This window comes from Cerasicoccus maritimus, from assembly GCA_031296935.1.
Lineage (GTDB): Bacteria > Verrucomicrobiota > Verrucomicrobiia > Opitutales > Cerasicoccaceae > Cerasicoccus > Cerasicoccus maritimus.
In genome coordinates, this window is record JAVDPD010000004.1 from 253,089 (window position 1) to 274,055 (window position 20,967).

19 protein-coding genes are annotated in these 20,967 nt (G+C 56.5%); 16 read left to right on the plus strand and 3 right to left on the minus strand.

Annotated elements, in window-relative coordinates; genetic code table 11:
- Nucleotides 1–150 precede the first annotated feature (150 nt).
- Nucleotides 151–1,503: a TAXI family TRAP transporter solute-binding subunit gene (locus RBB62_RS04295; protein WP_309397395.1), complete on the minus strand. Its 1,353-nt coding sequence runs from the start codon at nucleotides 1,501–1,503 to the stop codon at nucleotides 151–153.
- Nucleotides 1,504–1,669: 166 nt separating this feature from the next.
- On the opposite strand from RBB62_RS04295, the gene RBB62_RS04300 reads away from it, so the two are divergent.
- The 16 genes from RBB62_RS04300 (at nucleotide 1,670) to RBB62_RS04375 (ending at nucleotide 18,337) form a co-directional block, all read left to right on the plus strand.
- Entirely contained in the window at nucleotides 1,670–2,122 is a 453-nt protein-coding gene (locus RBB62_RS04300) for a four helix bundle protein (protein ID WP_309397397.1), read from the plus strand.
- A gap of 59 nt (nucleotides 2,123–2,181) precedes the next feature.
- On the plus strand, nucleotides 2,182–3,237 hold the full coding sequence (locus RBB62_RS04305; RefSeq protein WP_309397399.1) for a TolB-like translocation protein: 1,056 nt from the start codon (nucleotides 2,182–2,184) through the stop codon (nucleotides 3,235–3,237).
- A gap of 216 nt (nucleotides 3,238–3,453) precedes the next feature.
- Complete coding sequence (locus tag RBB62_RS04310) at nucleotides 3,454–4,389, plus strand: hypothetical protein (protein ID WP_309397401.1); 936 nt, start codon at nucleotides 3,454–3,456, stop codon at nucleotides 4,387–4,389.
- Nucleotides 4,390–4,431: 42 nt separating this feature from the next.
- Nucleotides 4,432–5,073, plus strand: a complete 642-nt coding sequence (locus RBB62_RS04315; RefSeq protein WP_309397403.1) for a PEP-CTERM sorting domain-containing protein — start codon at nucleotides 4,432–4,434, stop codon at nucleotides 5,071–5,073.
- A 144-nt stretch (nucleotides 5,074–5,217) separates the two neighbouring features.
- On the plus strand, nucleotides 5,218–5,670 hold the full coding sequence (gene gspG / locus RBB62_RS04320; RefSeq protein ID WP_309397405.1) for a type II secretion system major pseudopilin GspG: 453 nt from the start codon (nucleotides 5,218–5,220) through the stop codon (nucleotides 5,668–5,670).
- Nucleotides 5,671–5,701: 31 nt separating this feature from the next.
- Entirely contained in the window at nucleotides 5,702–6,352 is a 651-nt protein-coding gene (locus RBB62_RS04325; protein WP_309397407.1) for a pilus assembly FimT family protein, read from the plus strand.
- A gap of 64 nt (nucleotides 6,353–6,416) precedes the next feature.
- Nucleotides 6,417–6,872 (plus strand): type II secretion system protein, encoded by a 456-nt coding sequence (locus RBB62_RS04330; protein ID WP_309397409.1) that lies wholly within the window; start codon nucleotides 6,417–6,419, stop codon nucleotides 6,870–6,872.
- A complete protein-coding gene (locus RBB62_RS04335) occupies nucleotides 6,862–7,563 on the plus strand; it encodes a prepilin-type N-terminal cleavage/methylation domain-containing protein (protein ID WP_309397411.1) in 702 nt (233 codons plus the stop codon). The genes RBB62_RS04330 and RBB62_RS04335 overlap by 11 nt, the downstream gene beginning before the upstream one ends.
- An 8-nt stretch (nucleotides 7,564–7,571) precedes the next feature.
- Nucleotides 7,572–8,759 (plus strand): type II secretion system minor pseudopilin, encoded by a 1,188-nt coding sequence (locus RBB62_RS04340; protein WP_309397413.1) that lies wholly within the window; start codon nucleotides 7,572–7,574, stop codon nucleotides 8,757–8,759.
- 39 nt (nucleotides 8,760–8,798) lie between these two features.
- The gene (locus RBB62_RS04345; RefSeq protein ID WP_309397415.1) at nucleotides 8,799–10,040 is read left to right on the plus strand and encodes a PilN domain-containing protein; all 1,242 of its coding nucleotides are present in this window, start codon (nucleotides 8,799–8,801) and stop codon (nucleotides 10,038–10,040) included.
- Between the two features lie 23 nt (nucleotides 10,041–10,063).
- Nucleotides 10,064–10,585 (plus strand): hypothetical protein, encoded by a 522-nt coding sequence (locus tag RBB62_RS04350; protein WP_309397417.1) that lies wholly within the window; start codon nucleotides 10,064–10,066, stop codon nucleotides 10,583–10,585.
- A gap of 3 nt (nucleotides 10,586–10,588) precedes the next feature.
- Nucleotides 10,589–12,928 carry a secretin N-terminal domain-containing protein gene (locus RBB62_RS04355; protein WP_309397419.1) on the plus strand — a complete coding sequence of 780 codons (2,340 nt, stop codon included), beginning with the start codon at nucleotides 10,589–10,591 and terminating at the stop codon, nucleotides 12,926–12,928.
- Nucleotides 12,928–14,643 carry a GspE/PulE family protein gene (locus RBB62_RS04360; protein WP_309397421.1) on the plus strand — a complete coding sequence of 572 codons (1,716 nt, stop codon included), beginning with the start codon at nucleotides 12,928–12,930 and terminating at the stop codon, nucleotides 14,641–14,643. The genes RBB62_RS04355 and RBB62_RS04360 overlap by 1 nt, the downstream gene beginning before the upstream one ends.
- Nucleotides 14,644–14,658: 15 nt before the next feature.
- On the plus strand, nucleotides 14,659–15,948 hold the full coding sequence (locus tag RBB62_RS04365) for a type II secretion system F family protein (RefSeq protein ID WP_309397423.1): 1,290 nt from the start codon (nucleotides 14,659–14,661) through the stop codon (nucleotides 15,946–15,948).
- A 49-nt stretch (nucleotides 15,949–15,997) separates the two neighbouring features.
- Nucleotides 15,998–17,014, plus strand: a complete 1,017-nt coding sequence (locus RBB62_RS04370) for a hypothetical protein (protein ID WP_309397425.1) — start codon at nucleotides 15,998–16,000, stop codon at nucleotides 17,012–17,014.
- 63 nt (nucleotides 17,015–17,077) lie between these two features.
- Nucleotides 17,078–18,337 carry an amidase gene (locus tag RBB62_RS04375; RefSeq protein WP_309397427.1) on the plus strand — a complete coding sequence of 420 codons (1,260 nt, stop codon included), beginning with the start codon at nucleotides 17,078–17,080 and terminating at the stop codon, nucleotides 18,335–18,337.
- Between the two features lie 14 nt (nucleotides 18,338–18,351).
- Here RBB62_RS04375 and RBB62_RS04380 read toward each other — a convergent pair whose 3' ends face one another.
- Nucleotides 18,352–19,599 carry a cysteine desulfurase gene (locus RBB62_RS04380; RefSeq protein WP_309397429.1) on the minus strand — a complete coding sequence of 416 codons (1,248 nt, stop codon included), beginning with the start codon at nucleotides 19,597–19,599 and terminating at the stop codon, nucleotides 18,352–18,354.
- Nucleotides 19,600–19,709: 110 nt separating this feature from the next.
- Nucleotides 19,710–20,630, minus strand: a complete 921-nt coding sequence (locus RBB62_RS04385) for a hypothetical protein (RefSeq protein ID WP_309397431.1) — start codon at nucleotides 20,628–20,630, stop codon at nucleotides 19,710–19,712.
- Nucleotides 20,631–20,967: the final 337 nt, after the last annotated feature.

Here is a 20,967-nt window from a genome sequence, read left to right on the forward strand (position 1 = left end):
AAAAGTACTGGTTTTGCGCCGATAGGGAGCGTTTATAGGTTTCTAAGCGCCTAATTAACATTGGCTTACGGAATTTTTGCGAGTCGAAGCGCGTGAGGGGGCTGTTCTTCGCTAAATTGCTCATTTTGCGGCCCCGAATGAAGGGTTGTTTTAGGCCTGCGGGTTGGGCTCGGCCTTGGTCTGGCTGTCGGGGTGCAGGGCGAGGAGGCGGCGGGAGAGCAGTCGGTTTTCGATCTTGCGGCAGAGGCTGTTGCTCTGCTCCAGGAAGATGGAAAACATGCGGTCGCCGAGTAGGTCGTCCTCGGTCAACTCGCTCAGGGCCAGGTGCTGGAGTTCGGTTGTTTTGCGGTGCAGGTCGCGCAGCTCCTCGGTGCAGGTGGTGTCGTTGAGCTGTTTATCGAGCTCAAGCGTGCGGTTGACGAAGATGTCGAGGCGCTCCTTTTGAATCTTGAGGCCCTCCTTGCGCTCCTCTTCGCGAAGTAGGCGGTAGCGCTGCCAGCCCAGCCAGAGCAGCGCAATGAGCGCCACGACCAGCTCTTTGGCCGCCGAAAGCGACTCGAGGAAGCTGGCCACGGTGTCGATGCCCGCGTAGGGCTGCAGGTAGTTGTGGCTGGCGGCGTGCCAGCTGGGGGCGATGCGCTGCTCGGCCTCGGCACGGCTAAGCAAACCGGGGAATTCGCGCTGCATGCGCTCGCCAAACAGGGCGTCGAGCGTGGCGTTGATGAGGGGCTTGGGGGCGTCCTTGCTGGCGGCGAGCCGGGCGGTGCAGGAGAGGGTTTCTACGGGCACGGGCGGGATGGCTAGTTGGCCGGAATAGAGCCCGCGCGGGATGTCGCCCACATTATAGTAGTTGTGGTCAAAGGCGATGGCGCGGGCGTCGTCGATTGGGAGCAGGCGGTAGTCACCGCTGGTCATCATTTGTCGGAGGCCCGGGCTGCTGAGGCTGGTGATCTCGATGGCGGCCTCCACGTCGGGCAGGAGCGGCAGCTCGTAGGTCTCGCCCCACTGCGCGGATTCCTTGGAAGGGGTGACGCCGTAGTGGTGGAAAATCACCTCCGCATGCGCGTGGTCGGCGGACCCGGGTGACCCGCTGATGATGTGCTTGCCGTTGAGGTCGGTGATGCGGCGCACGTGGGAATCGCGCCGCACGATGATGTGCACGAACTCGTCGTAAACCGGTGCCACGACTTCCGTGCCTGGGCCGAGCAGGGTGTCCGCCGAGATCATGGCTAGGTCGACTTGTCCGCTGGCCAGCAGCTCGCGGTTGTCGATGGAGCCGTCGGTGTGGATAACCACGACTTCGGCGCGGGTCGACCGCCTGAGTTCCTCGGCCAGCATTTGGCTGAGGTGGTTAAAGGCCCCACCGCGAATGCCGCCCGCGATGGTGATCTTTTCCGGCATGCGCTCCCGCGTGCCCAGCCAAATAGCCAGGGAGAGGATGAGTAGCGCGGCCATCAGCAGGGCGATGCTGCGGCGCACGGTGGCGGTCTTGATTTTACTCACAGCGAGAGACGTTTCACGGTATCACAGCGTGTGGTCGGGGAAATGTCCAGCCCGGCCTTGCCAGCGTCTGCGGGGTCTGCAAGTTGTTGGAAAGGTAACGAATCGCTGTTCTTAATTGTTCTCAAAATCGCAATCACTAACGGAATCGTAATCGCTATCGATAATTATGGCTCTAGGACACGAGAAACTGGATGTTTACCGCCTGGCAATTGGCTATGTCGCTTGGGTCTTTGAGCGTGCTGAGCAACTGAGTGGCTTGCACCGGCATGCGCGTGATCAGTGGTTGAGGGCTAGTCAGTCGATCCCGCTGAATATTGCGGAGGGCAACGCGAAGGCGACGGAGGCTGATCGGCGGAAGTATTTCGAGATTGCCCGTGGCTCTGCATTGGAATGTGCGGCAATACAAGATGTGCTTGTTGTTGGGAGAGCGTTGGATAATGGGCTTAGTCAACAGCGGAAGTCGGACCTGGATCGGATCGCGGCAATGCTGACTAAGCTGGGGAGGCGTGGCTATACGGTTGGTGAACCAGAGCGGTCGTTAGATGCTGTGCGAAGCCCGGCTGGGGATTGCGATAGCGAATCCGATTGCGATAGGGAGGGGCTTGGGAGTGGAGAATAATTTCCTCCCGCCGCCTTTCCGTTGGTGATACTTATATTCGAACGAAACAAACGCTCTGCATGCAAACGGCTTCCCTTCCCCTCTCCCTGGCCCCCGGTTGGAAAAATGTCCCACCGCGCGCGACCGGGCGTCGGCTGGTCTGGAAGCGAGACGGGCGCTGGCTGCTTTCGGATACCGATTTCGCCGACCCGATCGACCTCGGCCCCACAAGCCCGGTCGATTGCCCGGTGGCCTACGACCCGACTCGCGAACGCATCTACCGCTACCATTGCGCCCAGTGGGGCGACCGCCGCGACGCCAGCGAGTTGCGTCAAGTGGGGGTTGACGGCGGCGGCGAGGACCGGCTGTTTGCCTTGGGGCTGAACAAGTGGGCGCTCTGGCTCTGCGAGTATTTGCCGGAGTCGGATTCCCTGGTGGCCTTGGTCGCCACCGAGATGCCGCACAAGGCTGACGGCACGGTCGTCATCCAGCACCAGCTCTGCCGCTACAATCTGGCGCAAGGCCAGTCCCTCTTGGTCAATCTCCCCCGCGACTGCTTTTTCCCATTGGCGCTGCACGCTGCGAGTCAGCGTTTGCTGTTTCATGGGGCGGAGGGCTACCAGGTGGTGGATTTTTCCGGCAAGCGGCTTTATCGACTGGGTTCCCGTGGGCTGCCGGAGGGGCGCGGCGGGTCGTTTCACCCTCATCGTCCGGACGAGCTGGCGCTCGGCGGCGGGGGGCTGATGCGCGTACGGCGCAATGGTGAATTCGTGCTCCTGCGCGACAGGGGGATTAATCCGGTTTGGTCACCCGATGGCGAGCGGCTTTACTTTGCCGAAAGCAGCAGCGATCTCTGGATGCGCTCCGCCGACGGCGAAAGCGTGCGCCTCCTGGCAGTGGCTGGCAACCGCTACTCGGAGGTCAACCGTGCCCGCCCGGCTCGTTTGACCGCCGATGGCCGCTACCTCGCGCTGCCGCTGACGCGTCGCATCCGTCGGCAGAGGGTGGAGGGCGTGGCCTCGTCGCGTGATGGCTCTCCGGCCTGGGTGGAGTGGCAAGCGCTTTGTATATTGGACATGGAGCAGTGCATTGCGTGGCAATCCCCGGGCGCGGGCCCAATTCTTTGGCTTTCGTAAAAAAGTGGGAATAAGGCTGAAGGTCCTCGACTCCTTACTTCGCGTACTGTAGCAGTGGTTCCGTCTTAATAGCGGATTCGTTGCGATCAATGCTGATAAAACACACACATAGTTGTCACACGGTGGGCTAAATATTTTGATTGCGCTGGGCTCCGTTCTGGCTCATTATCTTATCTATCTTCACCTGCCAGGTCTAGTAATCACTATAATCTTGTCATGAAACTACTTTCCACTCTTTCAATTTTAACGGGCGTCGCCGCGTTTGCTGTCCCTAGTCTAACCGCAACAACTGAAGTCGCCACCGTGCCGGTCGGTGTGGTGGAGATGACGATTCCCGCAGGGCGTTCCGTGGTCGCGCCTCTCTTTGTTAATGCTAACGTATTTCAAGGAGAGTCTACTGGGGTAAGCGAAGATATCGAGGCAGAGACAACGACTATTTCTTTTTCCTCGTCTGGTTTTACGGCAAACGAGTTCGATGAGGGAGATTTTCCAGTCTACTACGCTGAGTCGATTGGTGATTCCGTGTCTGAGGGCTTTGCGTTTGACATCATTTCCAACGACGAAAGCTCAATAACGGTTGCTGGCCTTCTTTCAAACGTTGGTCTCACTTCTGGACAGGTTTTTGCAATTCGTGAGCATGTCACCTTGGGGCAGTTTTTTGAAGGCTCTACTGGTTTGGCAGTTCTTGATGAAGTGCAGTTTTTTACATCTGACGGTGGTTCCAGTATTTACATTTGGACTGGTTCTAACTGGTTTGGAAGCCCGCTCGGTGATGCTAAGCCTATCTATCCCGGCACTGGCTTTTTGACGACTCTCAGCGCTGTTGTTGATATTACTACCACCGGGACTGTAAAGTCCACTTATACTCAGGTCCCACAGTTTTCAGGCGCTATCAATTTAATGTCATCTGCTAGCCCGGTTGGCAAGGAGGTCGGTGATTTGGACATCTCTAGTCAGATTGGAATTCTTGGTGAATTGCAGTTCTTTACGCCAGGAGATATTAATGATACGGTAATAATAATTTCTAACGGAAGTGGCGATTATTTTGGCGGTTCTGGAACATCGACGCCTGTAGATGCTGGCCAAGCCATGTTAGTTCGTAGCCAAGGTTCGTCTGGTTATGTCGCTCTCCCTCCAGCATACACAGAATAATTGTACAGCCAGTATTTCTTATCTATCCATTGCTCTAAAACTATGAAAAAGTCACTCACTTTTTTAGCCTTATTCGCAGCATGCTCTAGCCTACAGGCAGCATTCACAATCAGTATTTCTCTCAATGATTTTTTTGGGAAATACTATCAAAATGAATCTTCGGGTACACTTACCTCTGATTATTCATTTTCATTCAGTACGGTATTTGATTTAGATACTTTCAATTCACTTACTGAGGCACAAAAATCTGATTTTGCCACTGTTAGCGCACTGTTTTCAACAGACGCAAGCCAAACAACTGCATTTGGAACTAACACTGGTTCAAGTCCTATCCCTGAGGATAACATTCTCGCACAGCCGCTGAACACTTACACGACTCTGGCTGGAGATTCAACACCTACCGAGGGGGATCAAATCTACGTTCTCGTATATAATTCTCTAATGAATAATTGGGGTCTCTTTACTGACACCAACTGGCAGGTTCCTGCAACCAATGACTCGATTCCGGATAATTACACTATCAACAATTTTTCTCTCAGCACTTCTGGGACAGCACTCGTTGGGTCGATTAATGGAGTTAACGGCATTTTGATTACCGCCGTTCCTGAGCCTTCCACTTATGCGTTCATGGCTGGTTTGATGACTTTGGGCCTTGTTGCTTACCGTCGTCGTCAGAAGGCGTAAGCTGACTTTTAATTTTTCGAAAATCCCCCTGGCTCTGGTTAGGGGGATTTTTTGTTGTTCTGCAACATTATGCGCGGTAGTTAGGTTATATTACACGACTGTAAGGAACATTCTTTCAATAAATCTCTCTTACTTAACATGCAAATGACCTCTACTCCCTTGAAGCAGCAGGCGCGGGCGCGCGCGGCTGGCTTTACGCTTTTGGAAATCATCATTGTTGTCGGCTTGATTGCAGCGCTCTCTGGCGCGTTGATCATGGGCTTGCAGGGCAGTAGTAATTCTGGCCAAATCGCGATTACCAAGCAGTTTGTGACGGCGGGCGTGAAGGCCCCGCTCATGAGCTACCGCTTGCAGATGGGCGACTACCCGAGCACTGAGCAAGGGCTGGGCGCTTTGGTCACTGCGCCCAGTGGCGCGGGCAGCAAGTGGGCCGGCCCATATTTGGAGCAAGAAGCTACTGACCCGTGGGGCCAAGCTTACAACTACCGCTACCCGGGCACGAACAACAAGAACGGCACGCCCGACATCTGGTCCAGTGGTCCGAATCGCCAGAATGAAGAAGGTGGTGGTGACGACGTGAACAATTGGGATAAGTAACCCGCCCCAACCACGTTGGCTCATGCATGCCTTGACGCGTCATTCCGGGCCTGGTGTCGATTTTAGTGACGATGGCTGGCGCGGCTTCACGCTGCTGGAGGTCATCTTCGTGCTCGCCTTGATCACCCTCATGGCGGGCGTTGTGGCGTCCTTTAACCTCGATTCCATTCTCAAAAGCAACGGTGCGAAGCCTGCCTATGAGGTATTCCGCGAGGCGACTCATGAAGCGCGGATCAAAGCGATTAATGACGCCAGCGTGGTCTTCCTGAGTTACGATGCCGAGACTCAGCAGTTTCGACTGAGGACGGATGCCGATAGCATCACTGCGGCAGAGGAAGCCGACCGTGCTCTGCCGACGTTCAACCGCTATGGCTACTTGGATGAGGCGCCCGAGGAAGAATCGGCGCCGCCACGCACTGATAGTGCGCCTACGATGTTTCAGGTTTACGAGGACGAGTTGACGGTCGAGATTCGCGGCATTCGGGCCGAAAACACGGGCGTGGCTCTGTCCTCCAGTGAGTATTCCAGCGAGCCGCTGCCGTATTTGACGTTTCACCCGAGCGGCGTCTCCACCCCAGCGATCGTCACCTTGCGCAACGCTGATGGCGACGAGACCACTCTCACGCTCGATACATTTTCCAACGGTCCGCAACTTTCTCGTGACGAGCGTGTTGGATACTAGACTAGATCCTAAAGACCATCTCCAATAACCACCTTTTATCGTAGCTCCCCGGTGGGCTATTATCATGAAAACCTGTCGCCAGTATCGACGTGATGGCTTTACCTTGATCGAGGCATTGCTGGCCATTGGTTTGTTTACCATTGCGTCGGCAATGTTGATCCAGGCTGCATTTAATTCGGTTTATGCCTTCGAGGCGATACAAAGCAATTCCGACAAGGAGCAGCTTTACCGTTACCTGCTGCGCTCGATCATTGCGATCGAGGATCAGGAAACCATGGAAGAGGGCGGTGATTGGCAAATGCCTGATGAGACCCAAGCGAACTGGGAGGTCGTCATTGAGGATGCGGAGATGGTGGACCTTTATCGTGTGGTCATCTCGATCACGCTGGAAGAAGACGATGAAGCGCGGGAATTTGAGGTGCATCTTTATCGACCCGATTGGTCATCAGTTGATGGCGACCGCGAGCAACTGCTCAACGACCGCGCTAAAAACCTGGAGGAGCGCCGCGATGGATACTAATCGCTCGTTCCAGGGCCATCATCGCCGCAGTCGCATGGCTGGTTTTACGCTGATTGAGGTCCTCTTGGTAGTGGGCTTGTCTAGCCTGTTGTTGACCGCTGCGGTGTCGCTGGTGTTTGGCCTGATGTCGCTCAAGACCAGCGCCGAAGGCGCGCCCCAGCGTGATGAGCATATCGCGAATGTGCGACGCTTCATGGAGTATGCCTTTGCGGAGGCGCAGCCGATCGAGAACCTCGGCGATGAAGGTGGCGAAGCGCCAGAAGATGCGGTGAGTTGGCGTCAATTGCCCGGGCTTAGTGGTCTCAATGAGATGGCCCTTGCTTTTCGCTTGCCGGGAAAAATCCCGCTGCTTTCGGATAACGAGCTCTATGCGCCTGAGGTAGATTGCTACCTGCGCTTCGTGGAAGACGAGGGGCTTTACCTGTATTGGCAGTCCGACGCCATGGCCAGTGAGGACACCGATGATCTGCGCCGCAGTTTAGTATCCCCGCTCGTGACGAAACTCGAATACCTCTGGTATGACGAAAACGACGAGCGCTGGGACGTATCGGAGGAAATGGAGGACAATGACGAGGGCGAGAACACGGCCCCGCAGTTCATCCGCTTGAGCTTTGGCCAAGATAAGAAAAACAAAGCGGTGACGGCTCTGCTGTTGCTGCCTCCCAGCGGTGAGGAGACTCCGCGGTTATGAGGCGCTCGATGTGTAGACAGATTGTGTGGGGGGCGCACCCGGCCTATTTGTTGATCATGGTGCTGGTTTTCCTGTTCTTGGCGGCCGGAATTACGGTTTCTCTCTCTGAGAGCATGTTGCGTAATATTCGATCAGCAGCGACGGCGTCGGCGCGCGATGATCTGCGTTTGACTGCGTTTTCAGCCATGGAAATTTCTTTGGCGGCACTGTCTGAAATCAAGGAGCTCGACGGCAAATTACACAGCCCGAGCCAGGGTTGGGGGGACCCGATCAGCTATTCGCCCGTAGCGTGGCCGGCAAACCAGAACGTCACAGTGACGATTGCGGACGAGACCGGGCGCATCCCGCTCAATCCCGTCGATCGTGAGCGCCTGCAGCAGTTTTTTGATCAATTGGGCATCGACTATACGACATCCGAAGAGCTGATTGACGCCTACTTGGACTGGATTGACGAAGATGACCTGGAGCGACTCAATGGCGCTGAAGCCGATTACTATGAACGGCTTTCCCCGCCTGTGACGCCGCCTAATCAGCCCATTAAGTCGCACGATGACTTCCGCTATATTAAGGGCTATGCCGAGATATTCTTCAACGAAGACGGCTCGCCCAATGCGCTCTTTAAACAATTTAAGGAGTCGACGACTTTCCACCACGAATATGATGTAAACATCAACTCGGCTTCGCCAGCAGTTCTGGGTATGTTGGAGGAGAATTCTGGGCTCGATCGTCGCGCGTTGGAGGATCTCCAATATGGGCTGGATGGAATTCCAGGCACGGAGGACGATGGCTGGCCTGCAAGTAGCGACGACATCACTATAAATTCTGATGCGGCCGTGGGCTACGAAGCGCATGTGTTCCGCATCACCGTGCGGGTGGAGCAGGGTGGCAAGCAATTCCAGCTTTCCGCACTGGTGGATGACGGTAGCTCCAGTTCCAGCAGTAGTAGTGATAGCTCTGACAGCAGTAGCTCAGAGGATGATTCAACCGACAGCACCAACGACCGCAGTTTGTCGGCCACGGGCGGTAATAGCCCTTCCCTCAGTATTAACACGACCGGTAGCAACACGGAATCCGAGGCTGACAGCACCTCGACTGGAACGAGCTCCAGCACGAGCGATTCAGAGGCCACTGTCCTTTATGTCAACGGCGATTGGCGCTTTTTAGAGTTCAACGAGAATCGACCGGAAGACGGTTGATTTATTTCCTACATGTCTTGATACTTCGCACTTTTCCAAATGCTGAAACTCCCCGACAATCTAATCCGTGTAGCTGAGGCAAGAGCGCCCGAGGTGTTGCTCACGCCTGGGGGATACTTCTTTTGTCGGCTGATCCCGCTGCCCGAGGAGTTGACGCGGTCGGAATATGCGTCTTTGGCGGAGTTGACGTTGGAGGAATGCGCGCCGTTTCCGCTGGAGCAGCTGGCATGGGGCTTCATGGTGGATGATGCGCGTCGTGAACTGTGGATTTTTGCCGCCTGCCGCCCCCGTATCGGTCAAAGCGCATTGGATGAGTGGGATGATGCCGAGCACGTTTTTCCAGCCTTCCTGCCGCTCTTGTTGACTTTCCCAGAGCCTCCCAGGCAACTGGTTTGGCAGTCGGAGCAGGAGGTCATGTTGATGGAGTTCGCCGAGGGCGCTCGCTTTCCTCAGCGTATTCGCCACCGCCGCTTCACGGAGCGCAGTGAAGATGACGAAACCCCGATAGTTACGCGCACTGATGAGGTTCGCGATTATCTGGTTAGTCAGGGAGTGGACCCGGAGGCGACGCCCATATATCAATTACACGAAACGCGTGTAAGCGCTGACCGGCAGGTTACTTTTGTCGTGAGCCAATCAGCTGAAGGCGCTGAGCCGGAGGTGCCTGCGGTTATCGAAAGCGTGGAAGCCAGCTGGTGGGCCGATTTGCGAGCGCCGGAGTTTATTGCCTCAGAGCAACGTTCGCGCCGCTGGCAGAACAATCTATGGGTTGCGCTGAAGTGGTCAGGCTGGGCGGCGGTCTTTTTGATCTGCATGCTCCTGTTTAACTTCGTGGGTAACGTCCTCGTGGAGCGCAGGCAGGATAAGATCATTGCTCAGGATCCCGTGGTGTTGGCCGTTGAGCAAAACGCAAACTTCCTCGCGGATCTGCGTCGCTTCACCGAAAGTCCGCTCCAGCCATACGAAATCCTTGGTCTCACGAATCTGAAGCGTCCGATTAAAAACATCTGGTACCGCGCGGCCGAGGTGGACAACACCGACGGCGTCACCATCCAGGGCTACGCAAATAGCGTGAATGAGGTGAATGATTTTTGGCGTTCGTTGACCAATAGCGGTGAATTCAAGATGCTGGAAACCGCGCGCTATCGTCGGCGTGGCAGCGAATACGAGTTCACGCTCCGATTGGACTATGTTGGCCAAGACGTCGATGTGGGGGAATCGCTGGCTGCGATGGATGCGCCATTGGTGGAAGAGTCGATCGTGGAAGGGAGCGGACAATGAAGGCGCGTCAATTATTCCAACGGATGACTTCACGCGAAAAGACGCTGCTCGTTGCGTTTGTGTGGGTGATCCTGATCATCGTCTTTTCTTTTGCGCTTCGCGATTTCCGACAGTTTATGAGTAGTTGGTCTGACACTGGGCGCCAGCTAGATGCGCAACAGGGCTTGCTTAATAACGCTCCAGTGGTCAATGCGGAACTGGAGAAAGAACTCGAGTTCTACAAGTCCGACCGCATCTACGACCTGCCTTCACTTACGGGCCGGGTGGACCAGTTGGCCAAGCAGGCGGGCGTGACAAACTTTACCTTCAACACTGGCAGCGAGGAACAGGATATCCACGTGGCTCACACGATTCGCCTCAACATCAAAGATACGCCGATTGAAAATCTGATGACGCTCGATCAGGCGCTCAACGCCGAGTCGCCGTACATCAACAAAGTCTCCGTTAGCCTGAAGGCCGATACGCGTAACGATGAGCTGCTCGACGCCACCATCATTTTAAACTCTTTCGAACTCAAATCCAGCGGACTAGCCGCGAACCCGTAAATTATGTCTCTGCGCGCCAACGCAATCCCCTTCGCTCGTCTGTGGTCCTTTCTGGCCGCGATGTGCGTCCTATGCGCAACCCAGCTTTTTGCCCAAACCAATACTGGAGAGCCCCCGGAATCGGCAGAGTCATCGACTCCGCCACAAGTCAACGCGCCTGGTGGGCGAGGCGCGCCGTCGATTGTGCCGCGTAGCGCACGCATTCCTACTCCAGAGCGTTTGGACCCACCTGCCACGCCAGCAACAGAGGCGGCGGATGTCGACCTAGTCATGGTCGACATGGAGCTGAATGATGTGTTGCTCAACCTCGAGAAGTTGACTGGTAAGCCGATCATACGTTCGCAGTCGTTGCCCGCTGTGAAGATCAATTTCAATGGGCAGGGTTCGATGACCAAGAGCGAGGCGATTCTGGTCATTAAGAGTTTACTCGCGCTGAATGCAGTGATCGTTACGGATTTGGGCGATGATTTGATTAAGGCAGTGCCGGCTGCTGGCGCCCAAGGGCCGTCGGCGCAGGTGCCGGAATTTCTTCATGGCTCCACTCTGGATTTGCCGCCGAGTCAGGTTTACTACACGAAGTTTTTTAAATTCAACTACCTCGATGCGGAGAAAGAAGGCGTGCAAGTGGTGACGTCTTTAGGCGCAAGTGGCGGTAATCCGCTGATGCTGCCTAAGAACAACGCGTTGCTTGTCACGGATATGCTCGTCAACCTTCAGCGTATGGAGGAGGTGCTGATCACCGCTGATACGCCGGACTACGATAGCGAGCGCATCTTCTTCTTCACGCTCAAGCACATCAAGGCGGCTGACTTGGCCCAACGCCTGACCAAGCTCACCACGGGCACGTCTGGCATTGCGCGTTACTTTAACAACAATACCACCTTTGAGGCGGACGAGCGCACCAACCAACTGATCGCCATCACTCATCCGTCCAACGAACCGATCTTGCAGAACTTGATTGATGAGCTGGACAAGGACGTGGAGCCCATCACTTCCAGCGAGGTCTTCTACATCAAGCACGCGCAGGCGACCGAAATTGATTCCCTGCTCGAAGAGGTCATCTCAGGTCAGCAAAATGCGCGCAACAAGTCCGAAAGCGCTGACAAGAACAAGCAGACGTCGCCGGAATCCAACACTGCTCCTGGGCCGGGTGGAGTGGATGCGCAGGTGGCCAATACCGCGCCGATGCCAGCGGCGGACTCCGGCCTCGTTGTCGCCGAGCTGGGTATAAACTTGCAGTTCTCGGACTTCGTTACCGTTGTTGCCGACGAGCGCTCCAATGCGATTGTCGCCTACGGAACCAAGAGTGACCTCTTACAGATTGGCCGTCTTATCGAACAGATCGATGTACTGCTGGCGCAGGTTTACATTGAGGTGCTCATTGCCGAAGTTACCTTAACGGATAACGCGGCCAGCGGCTTCAGTGAGTTTAATATCCAGGGCACGGGCGACCTGGCGACCACCTTGCTTGACCCGGCAACTTCGTTTGCGGCGTCCACCGCGGTGAACCAGGGGCAGTTGGCGAACTCTCCGTTTGAGGCCGCCATTACACTCAATCCGGATGACTTCGCGGTCATCCTCCGCACGGCGGCGGAAAACACCAACATCCGCATCTTGTCCGTGCCGAACATCGTCACCACGCACAATCAGGAGGCCAACGTTAATGTCTCGCAGTCGCAGCCGATCATTACGAGCTCGGTGACGAACCTCACCACGAACAGCACCGATGGCACGACTTCCAACGACGTGCAATACCGCGACATCGGTATCCAGTTGACCGTCAAGCCGCTCATCGGTAGTAACGGCATTATCCAGATGGAGATCGAACAGATCGTCGAAAACGTGGTGACCACCACATCGATTAACGGCACCGATCAGCCGATCATTGGTAAGCGTGAAGCGACTTCGTTTGTGAGCGTTTCCGATGGCCAGGTTATTGTCTTGGCGGGTTTGCAGGAAACACTGTTTAATACAAGCGATGGCAAGCTGTGGCTCATCGGCGACCTCCCGATCATTGGTGATCTGCTCAACCCGGAATCGGAGTCGAATGACCGCCGTGAGCTGATGATCTTCATTCGTCCGACGGTTTACTTCGGGCCGGAGGATGCGCATAAGCATGCGCAGAAAGTTATTGGCAACTTGGATAACGGTGCCGATGTCCAAACTTTCCTCGAGACGGACGATATGACGCAGGTCACGAAGGTGCAGCGCATCGAGGCACTCGAGCAGTCTAAGGAGTTAGAAGAGCAAACCGGTGAAGGTCATCCTCTGAATGTCAACGCGCCGCTGGATGACTCGCAGTCAAAGAAGAGCGCCAAACGATCACCCTACGCTGGCAACTAATGGACGATGTGCCCAACAGTTGGCTTGAGCGCCTCGACGAGGAGCAGCAGGAGCACTTCGCTGAAGCGCCTCGCCAAGATCGCGTGAAATACCTCGCCGGCATTTGGCAGGAGCAGGAGGCCGATGTCTTTGCGCGCCTCGCCGCAGAAACGCAGACGCCGGTGCTCGATTTGATCCGCCTATCCGAAGCGCCGGAAGACCACCTGCCGCTGCGCCTTATTCACGAATACCAATGCCTGCCCGCGACGGTAGAGGAGCATGGCGGCGAGCTATGTCTGGTGACGGTTTGGCCGCCATCACCGACGATGAGTGATTGGGTTATTGCGGCGACTGGCCGCGAGCCGCGTTGGTTCATTGGCGATCCCTCAGAAGTCGCCGAGCTCATCACCCAGGCTTATGGTGTGGGTTCGGGTAGCCTTGAGGAGCAGGACATGGAGGGCTTCGCCGACTCCGAGCAGAACGAGGAGGAGGAAGACGAGGACGCAGCGCTGATCCGCTTTGTCAACGAGGTCATTTCCAAGGCCATTGCTGACCGCGCGACGGACATCCATTTCGAGCCGCAAAAGGAAACGCTCAACATTCGCTACCGCATCGACGGCGTGCTCGTGCCCGTCCGTGTGCCGGAGAATTTGAAGACTTTCCAGCGGGCGATTATTTCGCGCCTGAAGATCATGGCCAAGCTGAACATCTCCGAGCGTCGCCGCCCGCAAGACGGTCGCATCGGGTTCAACTATGGCAATGAGGAGCTGGATATCCGTATTTCGTCCCTGCCGACGATGTATGGCGAAAGCATCAGCTTGCGCTTGCTGTCCGATAAAACACAGCCGGTCACGATCGAAGACCTTGGCTTCATGCCGAACGACGTCAAGATGCTCGACACCATTTTGCAGCGTCCGCATGGCATCATTCTGGCCACTGGGCCGACCGGTGCCGGTAAGTCGACGACGCTGAGCTCGTTCATTCGCCGCATTCGTGATCCGCGCCGCCGCATCGTCACGATTGAAGACCCGGTCGAATACGAAATCGACGGCGTCAACCAGACGCAGGTGCAGAGCGAAATTGGCCTGACCTTTGCCAACAGCTTGCGCTCGGTGCTTCGCCAAGATCCGGACGTCATCATGGTCGGGGAAATTCGTGACGGCGAAACGGCAGACATCGCGATTCGCGCTTCGCTGACGGGTCACTTGGTGCTTTCTTCGCTGCATACGAACGATGCTCCGGGCGCCATTACGCGTCTCATCGATATGGATATCGAGCCCTTCCTCATCGCTTCGTCGGTTGAGCTTGTTATCGCGCAACGCCTGGTGCGCCGTATCTGTCCTCACTGTTCGCTGCCCGCGGATATTGAGCTGAAGGAGCTGAGTTCCTGCCTCATGGCAATGCACATTCCGGCGTCCGAAATCACCGAAGCTCACCTCGTGCAAAAGCCAAACGGCTGTGAGCGCTGCCGCAACCTTGGCTTCCGAGGTCGCGTGGGCTTGTTCGAAATTTTGCGCATTAACGACGCCATTCACGAGCTGATCATTCGCCGCGCCTCGGCTTGGGAAATTCGCAAACTTGCTGAAGAGCAGGGCATGGCCACGCTCCAGCGCAGTGGCTGGGAGCAGGTCAAACGCGGCATCACCTCGTTGCCAGAAGTGATGCGCTACGCTGATGTCATCAGCGAAGAGGAAGAAAAAGCCAGCGCCGATCAACCCGGAACCAACGCCTCGTAAACGTCTACTGCTTTCATGCCGACCTTCAGCTACAAAGGAATCGATTCCGGCGGCGCCACCGTTACGGGGGTTGTTGAGGCGGTGGACCGCAAGCAGGCTTTGCGCAAGATTCGCGCGGGCAAAGTGCGCCCGCTCGATGTGAAGCAGGGCAAAGGTAAAGTCGGTCGCACGAAAGCAAAGCCGGTGAAGGCCGACGCTGAGGATGCCGAAAATTTCACTGCGAGCAGTAGTGATAAAAAGTCGCGTCGCCTCTTCGCGCGTAACAAGCCGAGCCGCAAGCTCGCGCTGCCGTTCTTTCGCAAGCTTTACCAATTGCACAAGAGCGGCATGCCGATTGGCGACGCGATGCAGATCATGAGCACGCGCATGGGCGACCCCGCACTCAAAGTGTTGTCGAATGTCGTTTACCGCGACCTTAGCGAAGGCCGTACGCTAGCCAGCTCCATGCGCGGCAACCCCGAGTATTTTGAGCCAACGATGTCCTTCCTGATTGAGGCCGGAGAAGCTACGGGTAACGTGCGGCCAATCCTCGAAAACATCATCGATCACTTGGAGCGCAAAGCCGCGCTACAAAAGGAAGTGCAGGGGGCAATGGCTTACCCGATCATGATTTGCTTGGTGGCGATGGGCGTGGTCGCGCTGTTTCTTTTTTATCTGATGCCGCGTATTCAAAGCATGCTCGATAGCATGGGTGGTGAGCTGAATATGGCTGCGCGTATCATGATCGGCGCTGCGGACTTTGCGCTCCTGCAAGGGCCGTTTATCCTCGTTGCATTGGCCATCGTTGCACTCTCGATTTTTCAATGGCGCAAGACGGATAAAGGGCGGCTGGCTACGGACGCCTGGGCGCTGAAACTGCCGATCATCTCCGGCCTGTATTACAATGCGGACATCTGCCGCGTTTCGAATATTCTCTACGTGCTCTTGTCCAACGGCGTGAACACTACGGAGAGTTTGCGCTTGGCCGAGAATACTTTGCAAAACAAAGTATTGGTAGGCAAATATGTGGCAGCGCGCACGATGGTGAACGATGGCGCGCCGTTTTCGGCGGCGTTCAAGCGCTACGGCCTACTGCCCGATATGGACCAGGATATCCTGAGTATTGGTGAGAACACTGGTAGCCTTGCGCCCAGCTTTAACGAAATTTACAACACGCACGCTGAGGAGTTGTCGGGCAGGCTGAACGTGTTGACGAAGCTCATCGCGGGTGTGGCGTTGGGCTTTGCCTTTACCTTGGTGTTTGTGCTCACGCTGGCCATCGTCATGAGTATTCTCAATATGACGCAGAGCATTATGGTGCGTTAGCTTTGCCAGACAAAGTAACTTTGAGATGCAAAGTATGTGCGCAGATTGTTTGACGTCCGAAGAATCCGAGCAAATGCGCAAGCTGCTTTGCGCACTGCAAAATGACCTTCTTGGAACCATGCTACGAGAGCGCGCGGCCTCGACTGAGGCGATGCACGGTATTGCGGAGGTGACACCCGCAGACACGATTTACCAGATTGATAAAATCAGCGAGCGTGCGATTTTGGAGTGGTTCGATGCGCATTGGCCGAAGGAGTGGCCTGTCGAGATCGTAATGGAGGGCTTGGAGGAAAAGGGGCCGTTTACTTTTCCGGCGGTTGATGTTTCGACGACTCAATTTAAGTGCATTCTCGATCCCATCGACGGCACGCGCGGCATCATGTATGACAAGCGTTCGGCGTGGACGCTCGCAGGGATTGCGCCGCAGCGCGGCCACGCGAACCAACTGAGCGATATCTTCGTCGCGGCGATGACGGAGCTGCCGACCACGAAGCAATGGCGCGCGGATCAGCTGAGCGTCGTTGTCGGGCGGCCGTTGGTCGCCGAGTCGATCAATGTGCTGACAAATGAGCGCGCGCCTCTGGTCGTGCAGCCGTCGAACGCTACTGGTCTAGAGCATGGCTTTTCCACGCTGTGCCGTTTCCTGCCAGCGGGGCTGGAGCTGCATTCGCAGATTGAGGCCGAGCTGTGGCGCCGCATTGAGCCGGGGCGTGAAGCAACGTTGGCCATCTTTTGCGATCAGTACATCAGCACTGGAGGCCAGCTTTACGAAGTCATGATGGGGCGCGATCGCTTCATTGCCGACGTTCGCCCGTGGGTGTTTGCCGAGTTGGGCCTCGTTACGAGCCTGACCTGTCACCCCTACGACATCGGCGTTTGGCCACTGGCCAACGCAGTGGGCGTGATTGTGGAAGACCCGGTGACAGGTGGCTCCGTGCGCGGGCCGATGGATACGACGAGTCCGATTGGCTGGGCGATGTATGGCAACGAAACGCTGCGCGACCTGATTGCGCCGCGCTTGCGAGACATTCTGTATGAGCTTTGCCCGAAGGCTTTTGGCTCTTAGTTGTATGCTGCGCAGCGGAGTCCGCCCTTGCATTTTGAGCGCCCGCTAGCGATAGATATGAGCATGGGAAGCATCGATAGTTGGCGTGAGAAAGTTCAGGCGAATCCGCAGGCAGTAGCGGATCAATTTCTGGCTGATGTCGCGGCCTTGCCCGAGGCAGAGCGCCGCGCGGTGTTTTACTGGTTGCCCAGCCGTGAGCAATTGGGCTCGGCGCTGACGGCCTGCTCGAAGGCTGAAGGTTCGCTCGCAGGTCTGCCTTATGGGTTGAAGGATTTATTCGATGTGGTTGGGTTGGAAACCACGGCGGGTTCGAGCTTCCTCGCTGAAGAGCGTCAGATGCCGGGCGTGACTTCGCCCATTGTCGATAAGCTCCAGTCCGCTGGCGCGGTGATGGCCAGCAAAGTGGCGACGGTGGAGTTTGCCTACGGCATGTCGGGCGAAAATGTTTGGTATGGCGATGTGCCGCACCCGAAGCGGGCTACGTCGCTGGCGGGTGGCTCCAGTAATGGCTCGGCCTACGTTGTTGGTCGCGGCTTGTTGCCGTTTAGCATCGGCACGGACACCAGCGGCTCAATGCGCGTGCCCGCTGCGTTTTGCGGTTTGTATTCGTGGCGCGATGAGCCGGCAAGCTTTGGCGGCAAGGGGGTCTTCCCTCTGGCACAAAGCTTCGATACGCCTGGTTGGTTTGCCGCCGATGTTGAGAGCTTGCAGACGTTGAACAGCGTGATGCTGCCCGCGGGCGAACCTGTTGCTGAGCCGCATTTGCTGGATTTATCCGACTACGCCGAAGGCCTCGACCCCGAGCTTCGTGCGGCGGGTGATGCTTTGTTAAAGAAGCTTTGTGCGACAAAGTCAGCTACCGCTACGGCGCTGGCCAGCGAGGCGTTTAGCGAGTGCTTTGACGCCTATAACATTCTTGGCAGCACCGAGGCTTATGCGGTGCACGCTCAGTGGCTGGATGCCTGCAAGGACCGCTACGATCCAGTGGTGTGGGGCCGTATCAATCGCGGGCGCAATTGGAAACCGAATCAGTTTGATTGGGCCATGCGCAAGGAAGCGGCGGTGTTGGATGCATGGACCAGACTCTTTGGCGATTACAATGCGGTCGCGCTGCCGATTACACCAATTGCTTCGCCGACGAAGGCCGACATGACGGAGGACTTCCGCACACAATTGCTCAGTCTGAACACACCTGCTAGCTTGGGACGTTGCCCGGCGTTGACCATCCCACTCATGCTGGAAAACGGTCGCAGCGGCGGCATTCAAATTCTCTTCCGTAACAACCGCAAGGAAGTCGCCCGCGCACTGATGGCGCGTTTGTAGAAGTGGGCGGGGACTTACCCAAGCATCATCTGCGCCTTCTTGATGCTCTTCACGAGGGCGTCGACTTCTTCCAGCGTGTTGTAGAATGCAAAGGAGGCGCGGGCGCTACCTTCGAGGCCAAAGCGGGCCCAGAGCGGCATGGTGCAGTGGTGGCCGGTGCGGATCGCGATGCCGTCCATGTCGAGCATTGTGCCGAGGTCGGCAGGGTGCACGCCGTCGATCACAAAGGACACCACGCTGACCTTGTGCGCGGACTCGCCGTAAATTTTCAGGCCTTTAATCGCCTTGAGCTGTTCCGTTGCGTAGCCGAGTAGCTCGCGTTCGTAGGCGTCGAGTGCGGCTTGGTCACGGGCCATGAGATACTCCACCGCTGCGCCAAGGCCGATGGCGCCCGCGATATGCGGCGTGCCCGCCTCGAAGCGTTCGGGGATCTGGCGGTAGGTTGTGCCGTCGAAGCTTACGCGGTCGATCATATCGCCGCCGCCCTGGTAGGGAGGCATGGCGTTGAGCAGCTCGGGCTTGCCCCAGAGGACGCCGATGCCTGTCGGTCCGCAGACCTTGTGTCCGGAAAAGACGAGAAAATCGCAGCCCAGCGCGGACACGTTGACCGGGAAGTGCGCCGTGGATTGAGCGCCGTCGATCAGCACCGTGATGCCCTTGGTCTTGGCCAGCGGAATGATCTGCTCGACGGGGTTAATGGTCCCCAGTGAATTCGACACATGGCAGAGTGAAAGCAGCTTCACGCGCTCGGTCAGCAGGCCGGGTAGGGCGTCGAGGTCCAGCTCGCCAATGTCGGTCACGGGAATGACTTTGATCGTTGCGCCGACGCGATCAGCCAGCAGTTGCCAGGGCACGATGTTGGCGTGGTGCTCCATGTGGGAGACAACAATTTCGTCGCCCGCGCCGATGTTGGCGCTGCCCCAGGTTGCGGCCACGAGGTTGATGGCCTCTGTGGCGTTGCGGGTAAAGATGCAGCTGCGGCTTTCGGGCGTGCCGATAAATTTGGCCACCGATGCACGGGCGGCTTCGTAGGCGCCGGTTGCCTCCTGGCTCAGCGCATGCACGCCGCGGTGGATGTTGGCGTTTTCAGTGCGGTAATAGGCGTCCAGGCGCTCGATGACCGCCAGCGGCTTTTGCGCCGTCGCGGCGTTGTCGAGGTAGACGAGCGGATGCCCGTTGACTTGCTGCCCCAAAATGGGGAAGTCTGCGCGCACGGATGCGACGTCCCATTGCGCCGCTAAACTGGCCCTATCTAGAATCATTCTAAATTGAGACTCTAGCTCAACAACTGCCCAATGCAATGCCGAAAGCGGGATTTTTTGCGAATATTAGCGGTCGGCTTAAGGACGCATAGTAAATCAAGCGCCGCCGCCTACTTGGCCGAATAGCGTATGCTCGGATTTTGAAAGATATAGCTTGGCACGCTGGCGTTGACTTCCATTTCGTCGATGGTCGCCACGGAATACGTTTTGCCCTCGCTGGAAGTCACAATCTTCGTGGGCATGACAACACCATCGTCGGCGCGATGGTTGGACATCCGCATGATCGCCGCTGGGCGCGAGTTGTCGTGGTAGTGGCGCTCGTTGGCGACCTCCCAGTAGGTGTCCGGATCGAGGTAAGTCAGCACGCGCTCATGCTCGTCTTCATAGGCGATGACGTGGCAGATTTTGCCGTCGAACGGGGCATCGTTCAGCAGTGAGAAACGCTCTGGCGTCTCCTGGTATTTCCACAGGCAACTACCCAGGCGGGCTGCTTCCTTGAACTGACTGCGCATGTCCTCAGACAATTCATCTACCTGACGCGTGGCACCGTTGAGCCCGATTTGCTGCGCCCAAATCTCCTGGCCGTCATAGCCCATTTCGAGACGGAGGCCATCGTGGATCATCACGCGGCGCGCTAGGTTGGGCTGGCGAAAGTAAAACACGATCTCGTGCTGTTTTTCGGGGTCGCCGTCAGCCCCCATTTGCAGTTGCGCATGAAGCTTGAGCGTGGTCACCTGGTCAATCTTGGTGGCCGCAAAATGTCGTAGGATGATTTGCTCCAGAGGGCTGGTCGATTTTATTTCGGCCAGTTGTTCCTCCAGTGTTTTTTCTTTGCCAACCTTAGTCTCGCCTTCGGTCAATAGCGTAGTGTCTGACTCCTGTTGTTGGGATAACTGCGCTTCCTTGGACAGAATCAATGCAGCGACACCACCGACCGTAATTACGATCAACGCCGCGACTCCAATGATGATGCCGCGGGGACTTTTCTTCTTACGGATTCGCTTAACTGCTCGACGCTTGCTTGGGGCCATTCCCTAGCCACTCAGATTTGGCGCAATAGGGAAATACTGGAAGTGTCATTTTACCGTGCCGAATATGGCGATTTAAAGACTTTGTTAAGAACGGGTTGCCAATCCGTCACATTAGCTGAAGTAGTTACGAGGCAATCTGACAGTTGTGTGATAGACCATGGATTATCAGTCTGGTCCTAATGCAAGAACGACGAAGGTGACACTGCCCCCATGGGAGGCGGCGCGCCCGAGACTGAAGACATGAGTATCAACGAAAAAATCATCCGTCACAAAGTAGGCCTGTTGAACCTGGCCGAAGAACTGGGCAACGTTTCGAAGGCCTGCCAGATCATGGGGC